Origin of the sequence: Burkholderia pyrrocinia (assembly GCF_018417535.1) — a bacterium.
Classification (GTDB): domain Bacteria; phylum Pseudomonadota; class Gammaproteobacteria; order Burkholderiales; family Burkholderiaceae; genus Burkholderia; species Burkholderia pyrrocinia_E.
In genome coordinates this window covers 3,233,571-3,252,496 of sequence record NZ_CP070977.1, presented here as the reverse complement: position 1 = coordinate 3,252,496, position 18,926 = coordinate 3,233,571, and the positions used below count along the sequence as shown (strand labels likewise).

General features: G+C 67.8%; 20 protein-coding genes. 15 read left to right on the top strand and 5 right to left on the bottom strand.

Features of this window, described 5'->3' with window-relative positions:
- Positions 1–7: 7 nt before the first annotated feature.
- Together JYG32_RS15085 and JYG32_RS15080 are read right to left on the bottom strand one after the other, a co-directional pair.
- On the bottom strand, positions 8–310 hold the full coding sequence (locus JYG32_RS15085) for a HigA family addiction module antitoxin (RefSeq protein ID WP_213263968.1): 303 nt from the start codon (positions 308–310) through the stop codon (positions 8–10).
- Positions 311–322: 12 nt separating this feature from the next.
- Complete coding sequence (locus JYG32_RS15080) at positions 323–601, bottom strand: type II toxin-antitoxin system RelE/ParE family toxin (protein ID WP_213263967.1); 279 nt, start codon at positions 599–601, stop codon at positions 323–325.
- Between the two features lie 416 nt (positions 602–1,017).
- Between JYG32_RS15080 and dapF the strand changes: the two genes are divergently transcribed.
- The 8 genes from dapF (at position 1,018) to hslU (ending at position 9,180) form a co-directional block, all read left to right on the top strand.
- A complete protein-coding gene (gene dapF / locus JYG32_RS15075) occupies positions 1,018–1,887 on the top strand; it encodes a diaminopimelate epimerase (protein WP_213263966.1) in 870 nt (289 codons plus the stop codon).
- A gap of 37 nt (positions 1,888–1,924) precedes the next feature.
- Entirely contained in the window at positions 1,925–2,650 is a 726-nt protein-coding gene (locus JYG32_RS15070) for a DUF484 family protein (protein ID WP_072437587.1), read from the top strand.
- A 13-nt stretch (positions 2,651–2,663) separates the two neighbouring features.
- Positions 2,664–3,584, top strand: a complete 921-nt coding sequence (gene xerC, locus JYG32_RS15065; protein ID WP_174384220.1) for a tyrosine recombinase XerC — start codon at positions 2,664–2,666, stop codon at positions 3,582–3,584.
- Positions 3,585–3,660: 76 nt separating this feature from the next.
- On the top strand, positions 3,661–4,875 hold the full coding sequence (locus JYG32_RS15060; RefSeq protein ID WP_213263965.1) for a class I SAM-dependent rRNA methyltransferase: 1,215 nt from the start codon (positions 3,661–3,663) through the stop codon (positions 4,873–4,875).
- A gap of 91 nt (positions 4,876–4,966) precedes the next feature.
- Positions 4,967–6,142 (top strand): CobW family GTP-binding protein, encoded by a 1,176-nt coding sequence (locus JYG32_RS15055; RefSeq protein ID WP_213265439.1) that lies wholly within the window; start codon positions 4,967–4,969, stop codon positions 6,140–6,142.
- A gap of 495 nt (positions 6,143–6,637) precedes the next feature.
- On the top strand, positions 6,638–7,054 hold the full coding sequence (dksA, locus tag JYG32_RS15050; protein ID WP_006477498.1) for an RNA polymerase-binding protein DksA: 417 nt from the start codon (positions 6,638–6,640) through the stop codon (positions 7,052–7,054).
- A 235-nt stretch (positions 7,055–7,289) separates the two neighbouring features.
- Positions 7,290–7,826, top strand: coding sequence for an ATP-dependent protease subunit HslV (gene hslV / locus JYG32_RS15045; protein WP_114178356.1), 537 nt, complete (start codon positions 7,290–7,292; stop codon positions 7,824–7,826).
- 10 nt (positions 7,827–7,836) lie between these two features.
- A complete protein-coding gene (gene hslU / locus JYG32_RS15040) occupies positions 7,837–9,180 on the top strand; it encodes an ATP-dependent protease ATPase subunit HslU (protein ID WP_174384223.1) in 1,344 nt (447 codons plus the stop codon).
- A 152-nt stretch (positions 9,181–9,332) separates the two neighbouring features.
- On the opposite strand, the gene JYG32_RS15035 is transcribed toward hslU, so the two are convergent.
- From JYG32_RS15035 to JYG32_RS15025, 3 genes are all read right to left on the bottom strand, one after another.
- A complete protein-coding gene (locus JYG32_RS15035; RefSeq protein WP_011546464.1) occupies positions 9,333–9,875 on the bottom strand; it encodes a response regulator transcription factor in 543 nt (180 codons plus the stop codon).
- A 13-nt stretch (positions 9,876–9,888) separates the two neighbouring features.
- Complete coding sequence (locus tag JYG32_RS15030) at positions 9,889–11,295, bottom strand: ATP-binding protein (RefSeq protein ID WP_213263964.1); 1,407 nt, start codon at positions 11,293–11,295, stop codon at positions 9,889–9,891.
- A gap of 91 nt (positions 11,296–11,386) precedes the next feature.
- The gene (locus JYG32_RS15025) at positions 11,387–11,611 is read right to left on the bottom strand and encodes a cysteine-rich CWC family protein (protein WP_213263963.1); all 225 of its coding nucleotides are present in this window, start codon (positions 11,609–11,611) and stop codon (positions 11,387–11,389) included.
- 293 nt (positions 11,612–11,904) lie between these two features.
- On the opposite strand from JYG32_RS15025, the gene argB reads away from it, so the two are divergent.
- From argB to JYG32_RS14990, 7 genes are all read left to right on the top strand, one after another.
- Positions 11,905–12,804 carry an acetylglutamate kinase gene (argB, locus tag JYG32_RS15020; protein WP_006754950.1) on the top strand — a complete coding sequence of 300 codons (900 nt, stop codon included), beginning with the start codon at positions 11,905–11,907 and terminating at the stop codon, positions 12,802–12,804.
- Positions 12,801–13,592, top strand: a complete 792-nt coding sequence (locus tag JYG32_RS15015) for a pyrimidine 5'-nucleotidase (protein WP_213263962.1) — start codon at positions 12,801–12,803, stop codon at positions 13,590–13,592. Before argB ends, JYG32_RS15015 begins: the two co-directional genes overlap by 4 nt.
- Positions 13,559–14,227 (top strand): nucleoid occlusion factor SlmA, encoded by a 669-nt coding sequence (gene slmA / locus JYG32_RS15010; RefSeq protein WP_174382876.1) that lies wholly within the window; start codon positions 13,559–13,561, stop codon positions 14,225–14,227. Before JYG32_RS15015 ends, slmA begins: the two co-directional genes overlap by 34 nt.
- Before the next feature lie 372 nt (positions 14,228–14,599).
- Positions 14,600–15,745: a homoserine O-succinyltransferase MetX gene (gene metX / locus JYG32_RS15005; RefSeq protein ID WP_174382875.1), complete on the top strand. Its 1,146-nt coding sequence runs from the start codon at positions 14,600–14,602 to the stop codon at positions 15,743–15,745.
- The gene (gene metW, locus JYG32_RS15000) at positions 15,742–16,350 is read left to right on the top strand and encodes a methionine biosynthesis protein MetW (protein WP_021156285.1); all 609 of its coding nucleotides are present in this window, start codon (positions 15,742–15,744) and stop codon (positions 16,348–16,350) included. Before metX ends, metW begins: the two co-directional genes overlap by 4 nt.
- Before the next feature lie 95 nt (positions 16,351–16,445).
- Positions 16,446–17,867, top strand: a complete 1,422-nt coding sequence (locus JYG32_RS14995) for an AmpG family muropeptide MFS transporter (RefSeq protein WP_174382874.1) — start codon at positions 16,446–16,448, stop codon at positions 17,865–17,867.
- Positions 17,857–18,909, top strand: a complete 1,053-nt coding sequence (locus JYG32_RS14990; protein ID WP_213263961.1) for a M48 family metallopeptidase — start codon at positions 17,857–17,859, stop codon at positions 18,907–18,909. The genes JYG32_RS14995 and JYG32_RS14990 overlap by 11 nt, the downstream gene beginning before the upstream one ends.
- Positions 18,910–18,926 lie beyond the last annotated feature (17 nt).

The following is an 18,926-nucleotide window of genomic DNA, read 5'->3' as shown; positions in this document are numbered from 1 at the left end:
CGCGCCATCAGGAGCGCGCCTGCGCCCTCTCCACCTTCGGCACGCCTTTCGCGCGCGCCCGCCACAAATCGAACGCAACCTGCTGCGCGAGCCATAGATCGGCACGCCCGCCATTGTCCTCGCCCAGCCACGCTTCGAGACGCAGCGCCATTTCCGGCGAGATGCCGGCATGTCCGTGCAGGATCCGCGACAGCGCCGCGCGCGTCACGCCGAGCTGCGCGGCGGCCTCGGTAACGGTGAGGCCGAGCGCCGGCAGCACGTCGTCGCGCAACGTTTCGCCAGGATGGGGCGGATTGAAGATGCGTGTCATGGCTTAAACACCTCAGTGATAGTCCTGGTAATCGACCAGAACGACATCGGAGCCCTCAAACCTGAACGTCAGGCGCCAGTTACCGCTCACGCTCACCGCGTAATAACCGTCCAGCCCGCCGGCAAGGCCGTGGAAGCGCCAGCCCGGCACGTTCATGTCGAACGGTCGGCTCGCCACGTCGAGACGGGCAAGCTGGCGCCGCAGTCTTGGAGCATGGTCCGGCAGGATGCCCGCCTTGCTTCCGTTCATGAAAATCGCTTCCAGCCCCTTGTGCCGCCATGACTTGATCATGGACCTCGCACACTCGAGTCGCGATATCGACAGCATGGCCTGTATGCGTATAGCCAAGCTATACGAATCGCTTGATTACCCTGTCAATTTGACCCGTACGAAAACGCGCGTCCGGGTCGTCCCATGCTTTCGTCATGCACCGAGCACGCATCGCCAGCCTCGCCTCCGCGGCGACAACGCCCGCCGCGCCGCGTCAATTTGTCCGCTCACCACCGACGCGACCAGTCGACCGATCGACAGATGCCGCCCATTCCCCCTTCGCCGACGACGCGAAACGCCCGCGCGCGCAGGACGCCCCTGTCGGCTGCATGTATCATTTGCGGTTGAGATCAGCACGACGAACGAGGCCGCCCGGCATGGCGGCCGGCCGTTCGCACCGTGCCGGCCGCCTTGTTCGCCATGGAATCCCGGACCCAGTGAAACTCTCGTTCACCAAGATGCACGGCGCGGGCAACGACTTCGTCGTGCTCGACGGCTATTCGCGCGCGTTGCCGCCGCTCACCGAAGCGCAGGTGCGCGCACTCGCCAACCGGCACTTCGGCGTCGGCGCCGACCAGTTGCTGCTCGTCGAGAAACCGACCGTCGACGGCGCGGATTTCAAGTACCGGATCTTCAATTGCGACGGCGGCGAAGTCGAGCACTGCGGCAACGGCGCGCGCTGCTTCGTCAAATTCGTCAGCGACCGCGGCCTGACCGACAAGCGCAGCGTGCGCGTGCAGGTCATGAAGGGCCTGATCACGCTGACACTGCAGGACAACGGCGAAGTCGTCGTCGACATGGGTGCGCCCGTGTTCGCGCCGGCGCAGGTGCCGTTTGACGCATCGGGCCTCGACGGCCGCACCGAAGGCCGCGACACGCTGTGGCCGCTCGACGTCGGCGGCGCGACGCGCTGGATTTCGACGGTGTCGATGGGCAATCCGCATGCGGTACAGGTCGTCGACGATGCCGAAGCGTATCCCGTGCTGGCAGAAGGCCCGCTGATCGAGCGCCACGCGCGCTTCCCGCAGCGCGTGAACGCCGGCTTCATGCAAATCGTGTCGCGCCACGAAGTGAAGCTGCGCGTGTACGAACGCGGCGCGGGCGAGACGCTCGCGTGCGGCACCGGCGCATGCGCGGCGGTCGCGGCCGGCATCCGGCGCGGCCTGCTCGATTCGCCCGTGACCGTGCACACGCACGGCGGCACGCTGACGATCGGCTGGGACGGCGCGCGCGACGAAACCGCCGCGCTGACGATGGCCGGGCCCGCCACGACCGTGTTCGAAGGCGAGATCGACCTGAACGCCTGACCCTGCAACGTCCTTGATAACTGAACGCTCCAGCCACATGAACGATCGCGAAGTCGCCGACTACCTGCTCGCCAATCCCGAATTCTTCGCGCAGCACGCCGAACTGCTCGCGACGATCCGTCTCGCGAATCCGCACGGCAAGGCCGCGATCTCGCTGCAGGAGCGGCAGATGGAAATGCTGCGCGACAAGAACAAGCATCTCGAGCGCCGCCTCGCCGAGCTCGTGCGCTACGGCCACGAGAACGACAGCCTGTCCGCGAAGTTCAGCCGCTGGACCGCGCGCGTGATCGCGGAACGCGATCCATACGCGCTGCCGCGCACGATCGCCGACGGCATCGCCGACGTGTTCGACGTGCCGCAGACGGCCCTGCGCGTGTGGGACGTCGCCGACACCTACGCGCAGGCCGACTTCGCGCGCCAGGTCGGCGAGGAAGTGCGCCTGTTCACGAACGGCCTGTCGACGCCGTACTGCGGCGCGAATACGGGCTTCGAGGCCGCGCAGTGGCTCGCGCCCGCGGTAGCCGCCTCGGCCGCGAATGCGGCGGAAGGCGCCGAGGCAGCGCCGGCCGGCGACGGCTCCGCCGCATCGGTCGCGCTGCTCGCGCTGCGCGCGCCGCTCGCCGGCACCGACGCGCCCGCGTTCGGCCTGCTCGTGCTCGGCTCGCCCGATCCGCGCCGCTTCCACGACGGGATGGCCACCGACTTCCTCGCGCAGATCGCGACGCTCGCGAGCGCCGCGCTCACGCGCCTGCTGCCGCACTGATCCGCCGCACGCGATGACAGACGATCCGATCGCCGCCTACCTGTCGAACCTGAAGCACGTCAGGCAGTTGTCGGAACACACGCTGCGCGCGTACACGCACGAACTCGACGAGCTGAAGAAGCTCGCGGCGGGCCGGCCGCTCGACACGCTGACGGCCGCCGACATGCGCGGCGCGGTCGCGCGCGCGCATGCGGGCGGGCTGTCCGCGCGGTCGATCTCGCACCGGTTATCTGCGTGGCGCGCGTTCTACCGCTGGCTCGCGCAGCGCATCGAGATGCCCGCGAACCCGGTTGCCGCGGTGCGCGCGCCGAAACGCCCGAAAACCTTGCCGAAGGCGCTGTCGGTCGACGACGCCTCGGCGTTGATGGACGCGCCGGTCGCCGGCACGACCGAAGGCATCCGCGATCACGCGATCCTCGAGCTGTTCTATTCGTCGGGGCTGCGCCTGGCCGAGCTGATCGGGCTCGACGCCGTGTACACGCAGGCCGACGGCTACCGCTCGGCCGGCTGGCTCGATCTCGCCGAAGCCGAAGTCACCGTGCGCGGCAAGGGCAACAAGGAGCGCAAGGTGCCGGTCGGCCGCAAGGCGATCGATGCGCTGAATGCGTGGCTCGCGGTGCGCGGCGAATTCGTGAAGCACGACCCGCATCCGCTGTTCGTGTCCGTGCGCGGCAACCGGATGTCGCCCGGCGTCGTGCGCGAGCGCGTGAAGCGCGCGGCGCTCGCCGCCGGCATCCCCGCCAACGTCCACCCGCACGTGCTGCGCCACTCGTTCGCGACGCACGTGCTGCAGTCGAGCGGCGACCTGCGCGCGGTGCAGGAACTGCTCGGCCACGCGAGCGTCGCCGCGACGCAGGTCTATACGTCGCTCGACTTCCAGCATCTCGCGAAGATTTACGACAGCGCGCATCCGCGCGCGAAGAAGCGCGACTGACGCGTTTCCCGTGTTACCCGCCGCGCGCGGCGACCGGCAACGGTCGGCGTCGGGCGCGGCCCACCTCGACCTCATCATGCAAACCGTCACACTCAAGCCGTCCAAGGAAAAATCGCTGCTGCGTCGCCATCCGTGGATCTACGCCAATGCGATCGACCGCGTCGACGGCAAGCCCGCGCCCGGCGCAACCGTGATCGTGCGCACGCACGACGGCCGCTTCCTCGCGCGCGGCGCGTACAGCCCGCAATCGCAGATCCGCGTGCGCGTCTGGAACTTCGACGAGAACGAGCCGATCGACCACGCGTTCTTCAAGCGCCGCGTACAGCGCGCGGTCGCGCACCGCACGACGATGGTGTCGGGCACGGGCGCGGTGCGGCTCGTGTTCGGCGAGGCCGACGGGCTGCCGGGGCTGATCGTCGACTACTACGTCGCGGACACCGCGGAAGCCGGCGCAGCGCCGCGCGGCCAGCTCGTCTGCCAGTTCATGGCCGCGGGCGTCGAAGCGTGGAAGGACGCGATCGTCGCGGCGCTCACCGGCGCGACGGGCTGCCCGAACGTGTACGAGCGCTCGGACGTGTCGATCCGCGACAAGGAAGGGCTCGAACAGACAACCGGCGTGCTGGCCGGCGATGCGCCGCCCGCGACGCTGATCGCGAACGAAAACGGCGTGCGCTATCACGTCGACGTGCCGAACGGCCACAAGACGGGCTTCTACGTCGACCAGCGCGACAACCGCGCGCTCGTCGCGCAGTACGCGGCCGGCCGCGACGTGCTGAACTGCTTCTGCTATACGGGCGGCTTCTCGCTCGCGGCGCTCAAGGGCGGCGCGAAACGCGTCGTGTCGATCGACTCGTCGGGCGATGCGCTCGCGCTCGCGCAGCAGAACGTCGTCGCCAACGGCTTCGACGCCGAACGCGCGACCTGGCTCGACGCCGACGCATTCAAGACGCTGCGCCGCCTCGTCGACGAAGGCGAGCGTTTCGACCTGATCGTGCTCGATCCGCCGAAGTTCGCACCGACCCGCGACAGCGTCGATCGCGCGGCGCGCGCGTACAAGGACATCAACCTGAGCGGCTTCAAGCTGCTGCGTCCGGGCGGCCTGCTGTTCACGTACTCGTGCTCGGGCGCGATCGACATGGACCTGTTCCAGAAGATCGTCGCAGGCGCGGCAGCCGACGCGAAGGTCGACGCGCGCATCCTGAAGCGGCTCGGCGCGGGCGTCGATCACCCGCTGCTCGCCGCGTTCCCGGAAGGCGAATATCTGAAGGGCCTGCTGTTGCAAATCGTCTGATCGCCCCGATCTAGCCGGACAACCGCGCCCGCCCCCTGGCGGCCCAGCGCTTTCGCCTGTCGTCCGGACGACGGGCGAGGGCTTGACAGGTATGTTTCAATGGATGGTTGTGCGCCCCGGCTGGCAAAGCGCGGGCGCGACGCACATCCTGGTTTTGACCCCGATTCACGAACCACAGGCGACCGACATGGCCACTCCCGTCACCATCCTCACCGGCTTCCTCGGCAGCGGCAAGACGACGCTGCTCAAGCGCATCCTGAACGAACCGCACGGCATGAAGATCGCCGTGATCGAGAACGAGTTCGGCGAAGAGAACATCGACAACGAAATCCTGGTGCAGGATTCGAACGAGCAGATCATCCAGATGAGCAACGGCTGCATCTGCTGCACGATCCGCGGCGACCTCGCACGCGCGCTCGGCGATCTGGCCGCGAAGAAACGCGAAGGCAAGCTCGACTTCGACCGCATCGTGATCGAGACGACCGGCCTCGCGAACCCGGGCCCCGTCGCGCAAACCTTCTTCATCGACAGCGAAATCGCCGACGACTTCCTGCTCGACGCGGTCATCACGCTGGTCGACGCGAAGCACGCGAACGCGCAGCTCGACGAACACGAAGTCGTGCAGCGTCAGGTCGGTTTCGCCGATCGCCTGTTCATCACGAAGTCGGACCTCGTCGACGACCAGACCGTCGCCGGCCTCAAGCATCGCCTGATGCACATGAACCCGAGGGCGGCGATCAAGGTCGTGAACTTTGGCGTTGCCGACATCAAGGAAATCTTCGACCTGCGCGGCTTCAACCTGAACGCGAAGCTCGAGATCGACCCCGACTTCCTCGCCGAGGACGATCACGCGCACCATCACCACGATCACGGCCATGATCACGATCACGCCGATTGCGACCACGATCACGGTCAATGCGCGCACGATCACGACCACGGCCACCACCATCACCACCACGCGCACCACGACGACAAGATCAAGTCGTTCGTGTACCGCAACGACCGCCCGTTCGACCCGAACAAGCTGGAAGACTTCCTCGGCGGCATCCTGCAGATCTACGGCGAGCGGATGCTGCGCTACAAGGGCGTGCTGTTCATGAAGGGCGTCGACCGCAAGGTCGTGTTCCAGGGCGTGCACCAGATGATGGGCAGCGACCTCGCCGCGAAGTGGCTGCCGGCCGAGAAGAAGACCAACAAGATGGTGTTCATCGGCGTCGACCTGCCGCAGGACCTGATCACCGACGGCCTCGACGCCTGCCTCGCCTGACGCGCGCGGGCGCCGTTTGCGCCCCTTTGCGCCCCGCCGGCGCCGCCGCTCTCGCGGCGGCCCCGGCGGCGGCGTGCGGGCAGGGTTTCGCCGTCATCGCTTTTTCGCGATTTGCGCGTTATATTTTCTAGATATTGGCGCAGCCGACGGGGATCGACCCGATACGGCGCCCGCTTGCGATTCAGTTACAATACGTGCCCGCTGGAGTACGGCAACAAACAGGCCCGGTTCTTGCTGAACCAGTTTTCCGGGCATCGCAACCGCGCCGGATCGCCAATCCGCCACCCGGCCGCGGCCGATGCGATCTGCCGCGCAGCATACCGGTTCGCCGCGCGCGCAAATTCGCGCCAGGCCTATCCTGGTATTTGAGAACCGGTTTTCCAGAGGCTTTCGGCCCCGCGGCGGCAAATCGCAAATGATTGCAAGCGCGGTTGCGGGTAATCCCAAAGTGCAGGCAATATCTGTCGATTTGCCGCACATTGAAGAAGCAAGCAGATGACGAAGAAACTCTTGACCGAAGCCGAAATCCTGAAGATGAGCGACAAGGATTACATGAATGAGGATCAGCTCGCCTTCTTCAAAAATCGGCTCGAACAGTTGCAGGCGGACATCCTCAAGAATGCAGGCCAGACGACCGAGAACCTCCGCGAGACGGTGATCGTGCCCGATCCCGCCGATCGCGCGACGATCGAGGAAGAGCACGCGCTCGAGCTGCGCACGCGCGATCGCGAACGCAAGCTCCTCAAGAAGGTTCAGCAGTCGCTCGCCCGCATCGATTCCGGCGATTACGGCTGGTGCGAGGAAACCGGCGAACCGATCGGCATCCCGCGCCTGCTCGCGCGCCCGACGGCCACGCTGTCGCTCGAGGCACAGGAGCGCCGCGAGCTGCGCCAGAAGCTGTTCGGCGACTGATCGAGCGGCGTTCCGCTCCGACACGCTGCTTTCCGAAAGCGCGCGGCCTGCCGCGCGCTTTTTGTTTTTCCGGCACCGGTTCCCGGCCGGCCGATTTGCCCCCCCGCCTCTTGATATCCCCGCGCCCGCCCTAAAATGAAACGGATGCGCGCCGGGCCGCTCCCCGGCGCATTGCGATTCACGCGGCGGCGCCTTGCGCCGCCCGACTCTTCCCCGTTTTTCTCAAGGAACGCAGATGGAGCAATTTCACGGCACGACCATCGTTTCGGTCCGGCGCGGCGACAAGGTCGCGCTTGGCGGCGACGGCCAGGTAACCCTCGGCAACATCGTCATGAAGGGTGGTGCGCGGAAAGTGCGGCGGATCTACAACAACCAGGTTCTGGTCGGATTCGCGGGCGGCACCGCCGATGCGTTCTCGCTGCTCGACCGCTTCGAGGCGAAGCTCGAGAAGCACCAGGGCAACCTGACCCGTGCGGCCGTCGAGCTCGCGAAGGACTGGCGCACCGACCGGATGCTGCGCCGCCTCGAGGCGATGCTGATCGCGGCCGATGCGACCACCACGCTCGTGATCACCGGCAACGGCGACGTGCTCGACCCGGAAGGCGGCATCTGCGCGATCGGCTCGGGCGGCGCGTATGCGCAGGCCGCGGCGCGCGCGCTCGTCGAGAACACCGAGCTGTCGCCGCGCGAGATCGTCGAGAAGTCGCTCGGGATCGCGGGCGACATGTGCATCTACACGAACCACAACCGCATCATCGAAACGATCGAGTAAGGACCGCACCATGAGCACCATGACCCCTGCCGAGATCGTCTCGGAACTCGACAAGCACATCATCGGCCAGAACAACGCGAAGAAGGCCGTCGCGGTCGCGCTGCGCAACCGCTGGCGCCGCCAGCAGGTTGCCGACCCGCTACGCACGGAAATCACGCCGAAGAACATCCTGATGATCGGGCCGACGGGCGTCGGCAAGACCGAAATCGCGCGCCGCCTCGCGAAGCTCGCCGATGCGCCGTTCATCAAGATCGAAGCGACCAAGTTCACCGAAGTCGGCTACGTCGGCCGCGACGTCGACAGCATCGTGCGCGACCTCATGGAGACCTCGGTCAAGCAGACGCGCGAAACCGAGATGCGCAAGGTGCGCAGCAAGGCGACCGACCAGGCGGAAGACCGCATCCTCGACATCCTGCTGCCGCAACCGCGCGCGGTGGGCTTCGGCGGCAATGCCGAACACGCGAACGACGACAACAACGCGACGCGCCAGACGTTCCGCAAGCGCCTGCGCGAAGGCCAGCTCGACGACAAGGAAGTCGAGCTCGACCTGGAGCAGCCGTCGGCCGGCCTGGACATCATGGCGCCCCCGGGGATGGAAGAGATGACCGAGCAGATCCGCTCGATGTTCTCGAACCTCGGCAGCGGCAAGAAGCAGCGCCGCAAGGTGAAGATCAAGGAAGCGCTGAAGCTGCTGACCGACGAGGAAGCGGCGAAGATGCTCAACGAAGAGGAAGTGAAGACGAAGGCCGTGCAGAACGTCGAGCAGAACGGCATCGTGTTCCTCGACGAGATCGACAAGATCACGTCGCGCAACAACGAAGGCAGCGGCGGCGAAGTGTCGCGCCAGGGCGTGCAGCGCGACCTGCTGCCGCTCGTCGAAGGGACGACGATCAACACGAAGTACGGGATGGTGAAGACCGATCACATCCTGTTCATCGCGAGCGGCGCGTTCCACCTCGCGAAGCCGAGCGACCTGATCCCCGAACTGCAGGGCCGCTTTCCGATCCGCGTCGAGCTCGATTCGCTGTCGGTCGAAGACTTCGAGGCGATCCTCGATGCGACCGACGCGAGCCTCGTCAAGCAGTACCAGGCACTGCTCGCGACCGAAGACGTGCAGCTCGAATTCGCCGCGGACGGCATCCGCCGCCTCGCGGAGATCGCGTATGCGGTCAACGAGAAGACCGAGAACATCGGTGCGCGCCGGCTGTACACGGTGATCGAGAAACTGCTCGAGGAAGTGTCGTTCGCGGCCGGCAACCACGCCGGCGAGCGTGTGACGATCGACGCGAAGTATGTCGACCGGGCGCTCGGCGAAGTGTCGCAGGACGAAGACCTGTCGCGCTACGTGCTGTAACGCGCGCGGCGTCGAATGCGAAACGGGCGGCCCGACGGGCCGCCCGTTTTCGTTGGCGGGTCCGGCGGGCAGCCGAGCACGGCCTGCACCTCGCAACCCGCGTCGCGCGTCGTGCGGAACCGACACCCGCCGCGACAACCGCGGCGCGTCGCTTACTGCCGGACCGGCTTCTTCGCGAGCTTGCGCTGCAGCGTGCGGCGGTGCATGTTCAGCGCGCGCGCGGTCGCCGAGATGTTGTTGTTGTTCTCCGCGAGCACGCGCTGGATGTGCTCCCATTCGAGCCGGTCGACCGACAGCACGACCGGATTCTCGAGCGCCTCGTCGGCCTGCACTTCGGTCGCGTTGGTCTGCAGCGCGGCCAGGATCGACTCGACGTTCGCGGGCTTCGCGAGATAGTTGTCGGCGCCTTCCTTCACCGCCTGCACGGCGGTCGCGATGCTCGCGTAGCCGGTCAGCACCAGAATCCGCGCATCGGGCTGCAGGTCGCACAGCGGCGCGATCAGGCTCAGGCCCGAATCCTCGCCGAGATGCAGGTCGACGGTGATGAACTGGAACTTGCCGCCCGCGGCGAGCCTGAGCGCCGTCTCCTTGTCGTGCGCCTGCTGGACCGCGTAACCGCGGCGCTCGAGGCCGCGCGCGAGCGTGCCCGCGAACACCTCGTTGTCGTCGATCACCAGGAAATTGTTCTCGCTCATGTGGTTTCTCCGTCTACGTGTTGGTTGAGGCAGCCGGCGCCGCGACGCGCACGACCGGCAGGCGCAGCACCGCCCGTGTGCCGCGCCCGGCGGTTGCGCCGGCCGGGCGGCTGTCCGGCGTGCCGGCCGTTCGTTCGGCCGCGCGTTGACCCGATACGACGGCGGCGTGACCATTCGCCGCACCGCCGGCCCGCCCGTTGCCGCCCGCCGCGCGCGGCGTGACATCGGACAGTTCGATCTCGCCGCCGAGCCGCGCGGCCGCACTGAACGCGAGATACAGGCCGACCCCGTGTCCGCCCTGCGTGCTGTCGACCGGCATCGCGCCGAGCGATTCGCGCAGCGCGGCCGGAATGCCGGGCCCGTCGTCGCATACCTCGAATTCGATCACGTCGGCCGCGCGGTCGTGCGCGACCTTCCCTGCCAGCGTCACGCGCTGCGGGCTCGCGCGCGCGGCGTTATCGAGCAGGATCGTCAGGATCTGGCCGGCCGCGACCGTGTCGTCGAGCGCGACGCCCGCCGGACGCGCGCCGAGCAGCTCGAACTGCACGTGCGGATGCCGCAGGCGCCAGTGCTCGACGAACGTGTCGAGCCAGTCGTCCACCGGCTGGCGGCTCGCCGGCGCACTTGCGCGGCTGCGCAGGCGCGCGAGCGCCGACGTGCAGAGCGTCATCTGTTCCTCGAGCACCTTCAGGTCGGCCTCGTAGCGGGCCAGCCCCGGGTCGGCGCGCGCCGCGTCGCGCAGCTCCTCGGCGAGCATCGCGATCGTCGACAGCGGCGTGCCCATCTCGTGCGCGACGGTGGCGGCCTGCACGCCGAGCGCAACCGCCCGCTCGTCGCGCAGCAGGTGCTGCTGCGCTTCGCCGAGCGCCGCATCGCGCTGGCGCAGCGCATTCGACATGCGCGCGACGAACCACGCGATCAGCCCGACGCTGACCATGAAGTTCGCCCACATCCCGGTGCGGTAGTAGTCGAACAGGTTCGCGGGGTTGTCCATGTTGAGCGGCACCGAATCGAAGCCGAGCGCCGCGTAGCAGGCGACCGCGAACGCCGCGAGCCAGATCATCAGGTGCCACGGCAGCACGGCCGCCGCGATCGCGAGCGACGGCAGGTACAGCGACACGAACGGGTTGGTCGTGCCGCCCGACAGGAACAGCAGCGCCGACAGCGCACCGAGGTCGACCCACAACTGGCCGAGCAACTCGAAATTGGTCTCGGGCCGCGCGCGCAGCACGCGCACCCAGGTCAGCGCGTTGAAAACGATTTCGAGCGCGATGACCATCAGCATCGCCGGCAACGGCAGGTGCACGCCGAAATAGGTCTGCACGACGCCGATCGTCACGAGCTGGCCGATGATCGCGAGATTGCGAAGCCAGAACAGGTGACTGAGGTTGACGCGCCCGGTGGTGGTGATTCGTTGCATCCGGGCAGTTTACCCGTTTAGCGGGCGGCGCCTCCAGCGGGGCCGGATCGGAGCGGGTGAACGGGGCGCATCGCGTGCCAGGCCGGTGCTGTCAGCCGGTCGCGCCGGCCATGCGCTGCGCGATCTCGTCGGCGAGGCACTCGGGACACAGACAGCGCGTGCCGGGCGCAGGCGGCGTGCCGCCGCGCAGCGTCGGCATCGACGCGCACCAGCAGTCGAACGGCTGCGTGCGGGCGCCGCAGTCGAAGCCGCGCCCGCAGTGCGGGCAGCGCGCACGGCGCGGGGCGGAACGGGCGTCGGCGGCGGAATCGGTCATGGCGCAATCGCGGAAGCGGGCGTGAAGTCGCCCTACGCGACAAGCATAGCGCGACGGACGGATTTTGCACGCCGGCCGCCCGGCCGAGGTTCGTCACGAACGCGCGCGGACCTGCCTGCCGCCGCCGCGCGCGCACCGTCGCCCGCATCGCGCAGCGCCATAGCCGGCGGGCCGCCGCGTGCGGTGCCCGAGCCGCGCCGCCCGCGTTCCGCCAGCCCAAAAACCCGATGCTGCGCTGCGCCACTCCTGTACAATTCGCCGTGTTTCAACCGTTCCCAGCCTGAGCCGCCGCCATGTCCGAGCCCATCGACCTCTCGCAGATCGCCCCCACGCTGAAAGCAGAAATCCTCGCCGAGGCGCTGCCGTACATCCGCCGCTACCACGGCAAGACCGTGGTCATCAAATACGGCGGCAATGCGATGACGGAAGAACGGCTCAAGCAAGGCTTCGCACGCGACGTGATCCTGCTGAAACTGGTCGGCATCAATCCGGTGATCGTCCACGGCGGCGGTCCGCAGATCGACCAGGCGCTGAAAAAGATCGGCAAGGCCGGCACCTTCATCCAGGGCATGCGCGTCACCGACGAAGAGACGATGGAAGTCGTCGAATGGGTGCTGGGCGGCGAAGTGCAGCAGGACATCGTGACGCTGATCAACCACTTCGGCGGCCACGCGGTGGGCCTGACGGGCAAGGACGGCGGCCTGATCCATGCGCGCAAGCTGCTGATGCCGGACCGCGACAACCCGGGCCAGTACATCGACATCGGCCAGGTCGGCGAAGTCGAGGCGATCAACCCGGCGGTCGTGAAGGCGCTGCAGGACGACGCGTTCATCCCGGTGATCTCGCCGATCGGCTTCGGCGAAGACGGCCTGTCGTACAACATCAACGCGGACCTCGTCGCGGGCAAGCTCGCCACGGTGCTGAACGCCGAGAAGCTGCTGATGATGACCAACATCCCGGGCGTGATGGACAAGGACGGCAACCTGCTGACCGATTTGTCCGCACGCGAGATCGACGCGCTGTTCGAGGACGGCACGATCTCCGGCGGCATGCTGCCGAAGATTTCGTCGGCGCTCGACGCCGCGAAGAGCGGCGTGAAGTCGGTGCACATCGTCGACGGCCGGATCGAGCACTCGGTGCTGCTGGAAATCCTGACCGAGCAGCCGTTCGGCACGATGATCCGCTCGCATTGAGCACACGCCGCCCGCCAGCCAGCCCTGACCTGCCGGCCCCGCTGCGGCGCCGGCGCATCTCGCGCAGCCGGCCGCGCGCCGGCGCGCCCGTCTGGCTGTTCGATCTCGACAACACGCTGCACCACGCGTCGCACGCGATCTTTCCCGAGATCAACCGGGCGATGACGCAGTACATCATCGACGCGCTGCAGGTCGAGCGCGCCGAAGCCGACCGCTTGCGCACCGGCTACACGCAGCGCTACGGCGCCGCGCTTCTCGGCCTCACGCGCCATCACCCGATCGATCCGCACGACTTCCTGCGCGTGGTCCACACGTTCGCCGATCTTCCCGCGATGGTGCGCGCCGAGCGCGGCCTCGCGCGCATCATCGCCGCGCTGCCGGGCCGCAAGTTCGTGCTGACCAACGCGCCGGAGAACTATGCGCGCGCGGTGCTGCGCGAGTTGCGCATCGAGCGCCTGTTCGAGCGCGTGATCGCGATCGAGCACATGCGCGACCGCCGCACGTGGCGCGCGAAACCCGACCACATGATGCTGCGCCGAACGCTGCGCGCCGCGCACGCACGGATCACCGACGCGATCCTCGTCGAGGACACGCGCGGCCACCTGAAGCGCTACAAGCGCCTCGGCATCGGCACGGTCTGGATTACCGGCCATCTTCCCGGCCACCTGCCGGGTACCGGCCGCCCGCTTTATGTCGACCAGCGCATTCGTTCGCTAAAATCGCTCCGACAGGGCACTCGATCGGGGCGACAGAAATGCAGCCGACTCACCCGCAGGACCAAGCGGTAACGGACGACCAGGCATCACCCACCCGCACCCGTGCACGTCCGAAGCCGGGCGAGCGCCGCGTGCACATCCTGCAGACGCTCGCCGCGATGCTCGAGGCGCCGAAACGCGAGAAGATCACGACGGCCGCGCTGGCGGCCCGGCTCGACGTGTCGGAAGCCGCGCTGTACCGCCATTTCCCGAGCAAGGCGAAGATGTACGAAGGGCTGATCGAGTTCATCGAGCAGTCGCTGTTCGGCCTCGTCAACCAGATCGTCGCGAAGGAGCCGAACGGCGTGCTGCAGGCCCGCACGATCGCGCTGACGATGCTCAATTTCTCCGCGAAGAACCCCGGGATGACGCGCGTGCTGACCGGCGAAGCGCTGGTCGGCGAGGACGAACGGCTCACCGAACGCGTGAACCAGTTGCTCGATCGCATCGAGGCGACCGTCAAGCAATGCCTGCGGGTCGCGCGCACGGAAGCTGCCGCGCCCGACGGTGCCGCGCCCTTCCCGCTGCCGGCCGATTACGACCCGGCTGCGCGCGCAAGCCTGCTCGTCAGCTACGTGATCGGCAGGTGGCACCGCTTCGCGAAAGGCGGATTCCAGAAATCGCCGAGCGAGCAGGCCGACGCGCATTTGCGGCTGATCCTGCAGTAAGCAAAGCGTTCGCCGACAGCAACCCCCGCTCGCCGCTCCGGCACGACTGACGACTGCGCGTCGACCCTGTTCATGCCGGGCGCCACCACCGCGACACTCGACGATTTGCGCGTGCAAACCGACGGCTGTGCCGTGAAATCCGTGCCCTCCGGATTTCCGCTATACTTTGCCGACTGCCGCCCCCTCCCGGGCGGTGTGTCGGAAGCGCGCCGATTTGCTGACTCGATTGCGGGCGCGCGAACCGGCCGGGGCCTTGATTTGTCTTTGTCCCGGCGGTTCACTACAAATGCGGCTAAAGAGGTCGTCAGCCGCGCATCTTCGACTCCGCGCATCGCCGACACCATTTAGCCGCCCAGTCATAAGGCGGAACGAATGGAATCGATCGGCATCGTCGCTCCACAGACCATGCATTTCGCCGAACCGCTGCGCTTGCAAAGCGGCAGCGCGCTCGGCAACTATCAGCTCGTCGTCGAGACGTACGGCGAGCTCAACGCCGCGCGCTCGAACGCGGTGCTCGTCTGCCACGCGCTCAACGCGTCGCATCACGTCGCCGGCGTCTACGCGGACGATCCGCGCAGCACCGGCTGGTGGGACAACATGGTCGGGCCCGGCAAGCCGCTCGACACCAACCGCTTCTTCGTGATCGGCGTGAACAACCTCGGCTCGTGCTTCGGCTCGACCGGCCCGATGAGCATCGATCCGTCGACGGGCAAGCCGTACGGCGCGCGCTTTCCGGTGGTCACCGTCGAGGACTGGGTGCATGCGCAGGCGCGCGTCGCCGACGCGTTCGGCATCGAGCGCTTCGCGGCCGTGATGGGCGGCAGCCTCGGCGGGATGCAGGCGCTCGCGTGGAGCCTGATGTATCCGGAGCGCGTCGCACACTGCATCGACATCGCGTCGACGCCGAAGCTGTCCGCGCAGAACATCGCGTTCAACGAGGTCGCGCGCTCGGCGATCCTGTCCGATCCCGACTTCCACGGCGGCGACTACTATGCGCACGACGTGAAGCCGAAGCGCGGCCTGCGCGTCGCGCGAATGATCGGCCACATCACGTACCTGTCCGACGACGACATGGCCGAGAAATTCGGCCGCGCGCTGCGCCGCGCCGACGGCGCGCTCGACGCGTACAACTTCAGCTTCGACGTCGAATTCGAGGTCGAGTCGTACCTGCGCTACCAGGGCGACAAGTTCGCCGACTACTTCGACGCGAACACATACCTGCTGATCACGCGCGCGCTCGACTACTTCGATCCGGCCAAGGCGTTCGACGGCAACCTGACCGCCGCGCTTGCGCAAACGCAGGCGAAATACCTGATCGCGAGCTTCTCGACCGACTGGCGCTTCGCGCCGGCGCGTTCGCGCGAGATCGTGAAGGCGCTGCTCGACAACAAGCGCACGGTCACCTACGCGGAAATCGACGCGCCGCACGGCCACGACGCGTTCCTGCTCGACGACGCGCGCTATCACAACCTGATCCGCGCGTATTACGAACGAATCGCCAACGAGGTGAGGGCATGAACCAGCAAGCGCTGAATTCCCTGTCCGCGCGCGCGGACTTCCGCACGATCGCACGCTGGGTCGAGCCGCGCTCGACCGTGCTCGACCTCGGCTGCGGCGACGGCTCGCTGCTCGCGCTGCTGATGGAGGAGCTGGACGTCACCGGCTACGGGATCGAACTGAACGACGCGGGCGTGCTCGCAAGCGCGAAGAACGGCATCAACGTGATCCAGCAGAACCTCGAGGACGGCCTGCGCCTGTTCGAGGACCACAGCTTCGACATCGCGATCCTGTCGCAAACGCTGCAGACGATCCACCAGACGGCCGCGATCCTGCGCGAAACGGCGCGCGTCGGCCGCGAGTGCATCGTGTCGTTCCCGAACTTCGGCTACTGGTCGCACCGGCTGTCGGTGCTGCACGGCCGGATGCCCGTGTCGAAATCGCTGCCGTACCAGTGGCACAACACGCCGAACGTGCGGGTGCTGACGATCAAGGATTTCGAGGCGCTCGCGCCCGAAGTCGGCGTCACGATCCTCGACCGCGTCGTGCTGCACGAAGGCCAGCCGATTCGATGGGGAGCGAACTGGCGTGGTAGTCTTGCTGTCTACCGCGTCAAGCGCAGCTGAGCCGGGGGGCCGTTGACGGACGCCGGGCCCGGCCCGCGCCGCTCCCCCGCCGCGCGCTGCCGCCGCAATCAGTCAACGCTACCCAGTTCCAGTCCATGTCGAAAACGCCACACGAGGCGCCCGCACTCACCGCTCACGAGGATCACCCCGGCTGGCGAGCCTATCTGAATACGCACATGCTGATCTGCGTGTTCCTGGGCTTCACGTCGGGCCTGCCCCTGTTCACGCTCGTCTACCTCGTGCAGGCATGGCTTCGCTCCGAGGGCGTGAACCTGAAGGAAATCGGCCTGTTCGCGCTGATCCAGTTCCCGTACACGTGGAAGTTCCTGTGGGCGCCGCTGATGGACCGCTACCTCCCGCGCCTGCCCGGCTGGCGGCCGGGCCGCCGGCGCGGCTGGATGCTGCTCACTCAGGTGCTGGTCGCGGGCGCGATCGCCGCGCTCGGCTTCGTATCGCCGCGCGACTCGATCTGGACCGTGGCCGCGCTCACGACGCTCGTCGCGTTCTTCGGCGCGAGCTCCGACATCGTGATCGACGCATATCGCCGCGAACTGCTGCGCGACACCGAGCAGGGCCTCGGCAACGCGGTGCACGTGAACGCATACAAGCTCGCCGCGCTGATCCCCGGCTCGCTGGCGCTGATCCTGTCCGACCACATGCCGTGGGATGTCGTGTTCGCGATCACCGGCGCGTTCATGCTGCCGGGCATCCTGATGACGCTCGTCGTGCGCGAGCCGGAAGTGGTCGGCGCACCGCCGCGCAACCTGCGCGACGCGATCGTGCTGCCGTTTCGCGAATTCATCCAGCGCGACGGCTGGACCGGCGCGCTGCTCGTCATCGCATTCATCTTCCTGTTCAAGATCGGCGACACGATGGCCACCACGCTGTCGACGTCGTTCTTCCTCGACATCGGCTTCACGCGCACCGAGATCGGCATCGTCGCGAAAACCACCGCGCTCGTCGCGAGCGTCGCCGGCGGCATCATCGGCGGCGTCTGGCTCGTGAAGATCGGCATCGGCCGCGGGCTGTGGATCTTCGGCGCGCTGCAGATGGTGTCGACGCTCGGCTTCGCGTGGCTCGCGCAACTCGGCCCCGGCTCGCCCGTGCTCGCGGCGCTCTACGACTTCACCGTTGCGACGAGCCACGCGATCGCATCGGGGCTGTCGATCTTCGGCATTGCCGTCGCGCCGCAATTCAGCCCGATGACGGTCGCGCTCGCGCTCGTCTACGGCGTCGAAACCTTCACCACCGGCCTGACGATGGCCGCGTTCGTCGCATATATCGCGAGCACGACCGACCCGCGCTACACGGCCACGCAGTTCGCGCTGTTCACGAGCCTCGCATCGGTGCCGCGCACGCTCGCATCGGCCGCGAGCGGCTTCATCGTCGCGAAGATCGGCTGGTTCGACTACTTCATCGTGTGCACCGCGCTCGCGATTCCCGGCATGCTGCTGCTGTTCAGGATCGCGCCGTGGAACGGCACCGCACGCAACGGCGAGGCCAGCCGTGCGCAGTGACCGCCTGCGCCGCGTCGCGCGCGTTGCGGCTTCGTTGAGCGTCGGTGCCGCGGCACTCGCCGCGGGGTTCGCGCACGCGGCCGACACCGGTGCGGCCGCGGCGGGCTCCGCGCCGGCCGCTACGCAGGCAACGCCATCCGCGCCGGCGACTTCCGCCGCGCCCGTCCCGCCGTCCGCCGCCGAAGCCGCGCAGCCGACCGGCGCCACCGCGTCGGCGAAGGCTTATACGCCGACGCCGCAGCAGGTCCGCTACGGCAACGAGATCGCGTTCCGTACGCTGCTTCCGTCGCCGCTGCTCGAACAGCTCACCGCGAACGAATACGCGCAGATCGTGCAGGCGGCAGCCGACAGCAACCGCCTGCTGCCCGCGAACCAGCCGCGCGTGAAGCGCCTGCGCGCGATCGTCGCGAAGCTCGCGCCGTATTCGGTGAAGTGGAACGATCGCGTGAAGAACTGGGCGTGGGACGTCAACGCGATCCGCTCGCGCGACATCCGCCTGACCTGCCTGCCGGGCGGCAAGGTGCTCGTGTACGGCGGCCTGCTCGACCGCGTCCGCCTGAACGACGACGAGCTCGGCGTGCTGCTCGCGCACGGCATCGCGCACGCGCTGCGCGAACACGCGCGCAGCAACTTCAGCGCGGCGTCGCAGACGTCGCTGCGCGCAGCCGCGCTGCCGCCGCTGTTCGGCGTCGGCGATCCGCTGCCGCAGGCACTGAACCTCGGCGAGCGCCTTCAGGCGCTCCGCTACGACCCGACCGACGAGACCGAAGCCGACGTGATCGGCGGCGACATCGCCGCCCGCGCGGGCTTCGATCCGCGCGCGGCGATCACGCTGTGGGACAAGCTCGCGGTCGCGACGCGCGCGAACAAGGCGACAGGCTTCATCTACACGCACCCGTACAGCACCGCCCGGCGCCAGGATCTGCTGAACCGCCTGCCGGACCTGATGCCGCTGTACGCGAAGGCGATAGGCAAGCGCGTCGACGCGCTGCCCGACTACGCGGGCATCAGCGCGCAGCGGCGCAAGGTCGTGCGGCGCTGAGCGCCGCGCGGAGCCGA

Bases quoted from the DNA above. Each gene is read 5' to 3' on its own strand.
- JYG32_RS15085 (WP_213263968.1), bottom strand. From the start codon at position 310: ATGACACGCATCTTCAATCCGCCCCATCCTGGCGAAACGTTGCGCGAC.
- JYG32_RS15080 (WP_213263967.1), bottom strand. From the start codon at position 601: ATGATCAAGTCATGGCGGCACAAGGGGCTGGAAGCGATTTTCATGAAC.
- JYG32_RS15070 (WP_072437587.1), top strand. From the start codon at position 1,925: ATGAACGATCGCGAAGTCGCCGACTACCTGCTCGCCAATCCCGAATTC.
- xerC (WP_174384220.1), top strand. From the start codon at position 2,664: ATGACAGACGATCCGATCGCCGCCTACCTGTCGAACCTGAAGCACGTC.
- JYG32_RS15060 (WP_213263965.1), top strand. From the start codon at position 3,661: ATGCAAACCGTCACACTCAAGCCGTCCAAGGAAAAATCGCTGCTGCGT.
- JYG32_RS15055 (WP_213265439.1), top strand. From the start codon at position 4,967: ATGTTTCAATGGATGGTTGTGCGCCCCGGCTGGCAAAGCGCGGGCGCG.
- dksA (WP_006477498.1), top strand. From the start codon at position 6,638: ATGACGAAGAAACTCTTGACCGAAGCCGAAATCCTGAAGATGAGCGAC.
- hslV (WP_114178356.1), top strand. From the start codon at position 7,290: ATGGAGCAATTTCACGGCACGACCATCGTTTCGGTCCGGCGCGGCGAC.
- hslU (WP_174384223.1), top strand. From the start codon at position 7,837: ATGAGCACCATGACCCCTGCCGAGATCGTCTCGGAACTCGACAAGCAC.
- JYG32_RS15035 (WP_011546464.1), bottom strand. From the start codon at position 9,875: ATGAGCGAGAACAATTTCCTGGTGATCGACGACAACGAGGTGTTCGCG.
- JYG32_RS15030 (WP_213263964.1), bottom strand. From the start codon at position 11,295: ATGCAACGAATCACCACCACCGGGCGCGTCAACCTCAGTCACCTGTTC.
- JYG32_RS15025 (WP_213263963.1), bottom strand. From the start codon at position 11,611: ATGACCGATTCCGCCGCCGACGCCCGTTCCGCCCCGCGCCGTGCGCGC.
- argB (WP_006754950.1), top strand. From the start codon at position 11,905: ATGTCCGAGCCCATCGACCTCTCGCAGATCGCCCCCACGCTGAAAGCA.
- slmA (WP_174382876.1), top strand. From the start codon at position 13,559: ATGCAGCCGACTCACCCGCAGGACCAAGCGGTAACGGACGACCAGGCA.
- metX (WP_174382875.1), top strand. From the start codon at position 14,600: ATGGAATCGATCGGCATCGTCGCTCCACAGACCATGCATTTCGCCGAA.
- metW (WP_021156285.1), top strand. From the start codon at position 15,742: ATGAACCAGCAAGCGCTGAATTCCCTGTCCGCGCGCGCGGACTTCCGC.
- JYG32_RS14995 (WP_174382874.1), top strand. From the start codon at position 16,446: ATGTCGAAAACGCCACACGAGGCGCCCGCACTCACCGCTCACGAGGAT.